General features: G+C 70.8%; 1 protein-coding gene and 1 pseudogene. One reads left to right on the top strand and one right to left on the bottom strand.

What is annotated here, in order from left to right:
- Nucleotides 1–188, bottom strand: a pseudogene (locus IH13_RS42510) (DNA alkylation response protein); the annotation flags it as partial.
- 17 nt (nt 189–205) lie between these two features.
- Between IH13_RS42510 and IH13_RS0120000 the strand changes: the two are divergent.
- Nucleotides 206–1,402: a YihY/virulence factor BrkB family protein gene (locus tag IH13_RS0120000; protein ID WP_031086349.1), complete on the top strand. Its 1,197-nt coding sequence runs from the start codon at nt 206–208 to the stop codon at nt 1,400–1,402.
- The last annotated feature ends 59 nt before the right edge of the window (nt 1,403–1,461 follow it).

Here is a 1,461-nt window from a genome sequence, read left to right as displayed (position 1 = left end):
CCCCAGGCCTGGGCCTGGGCCGAGCCCGCCGAGAGCCCGAGGGCCTTCAGCTCCCCCCGCGCCTCGGACAGGATGCCGGGGTCCAGGTGCCGCTCGACGGCCTCGGACAGCGCCCGGTCGGCCGTGAAGACGTCATAGCCGACCAGCGGCGGAACCTGGTTGGTCACTGTGTGGGTGGTTGCTGCCATGCCGATACGGTAAAGAGGTGCAGGCAGCAAATGAAACACCCGAGCGCCCATCCGGCCGTCTCCATCGGGCGCGCGTCCTCTACCGCAACGTGTCCAAGCGGCGGATGGCGTGGCACCTGATCAAGGACACGGTCAACTCGTGCATGGAGTACCGCATCCTCGGGCTCGCCGCCGAGGCCGCGTTCTTCACCCTGCTGTCCCTGCCCCCGTTGCTGCTCGGCATGATCGGTCTGCTCGGGTACGTCGACGAGTGGACGTCCACCACCACGGTCGCCTCCACCGAACGCAGTATCCTCGCCGCCGTGCAGACCGTGCTGTCCGAGCGCGGCGTCAACGAGATCGCCAAACCCCTGCTGGAGGACGTCACCACCGGGGCACGCCCCGACGTGATCTCCCTCGGTTTCGCGATCGCCCTCTGGTCGGGCTCGCGCGCGGTGAACGTCTTCATCGACACCATCACCGTGATGTACGGGCTCGACGGCCACCGCGGCATCGTCAAGACCCGGCTGCTGGCCTTCCTGCTGTACGTGGTCGCGCTGGTGCTCGGCTCCGTGGTGCTGCCGCTGCTGGTGGTCGGGCCGGACCGGGTGGTGGAGTTCGTCCCCTGGGGCACCGAACTGCTCGCCGTCCTGTACTGGCCGCTGGTCATCGTGCTGTCCATCGCGTTCCTGACGACGCTGTACCACGTGTCCGTACCCGTGCGGTCGCCCTGGCTGGAGGACGTGCCCGGCGCGCTCGTGGCCCTCGCGATGTGGGTGATCGGCAGCTTCCTGCTGCGGATCTACCTCACCAGCACGGTGGAAGGCCCCACGATCTACGGTTCGCTGGCCGCCCCGATCGCCGTCCTGCTCTGGATAGGCGTCTCCGCCTTCGCGGTGCTCGTCGGGGCCGCCGTCAACGCCGCGATCGACCACGTCTGGCCGTCGCTGGCCACGGCCGAGGCCCGCGAGGCCACCGGGCGTGCCCGCGCCGCGCAGGCCGCGGAGCTCGTCGCCCGTGTGCAGGCGGCGCACTGGGAGGCCTACGCCGACGACGACGAGGAGGACGACGACGCCTCGATACCGTCCGAGTTCCCCGAACGCTGGTCGCGCTTCCTGCCCCCGGACGACGTGAAGGCCCGGCTGCACGCGTCGGGCCGCGACACCAAGGACGGCAAGGACGCCAAGGACGGCAAGGACACCGGCAAGGACACGGGGGACGGCCGGAACAGGTGAAACCGCCCGCCGGCAGGCGGGCCGCCGGACGGCCGCGCGGCGCGCCACCGCCCGGCCCC

It is taken from the genome of Streptomyces sp. NRRL WC-3549, from assembly GCF_000721935.1.
Classification (GTDB): domain Bacteria; phylum Actinomycetota; class Actinomycetes; order Streptomycetales; family Streptomycetaceae; genus Streptomyces.
This window is presented reverse-complemented; position numbering and strand designations above follow the sequence as displayed.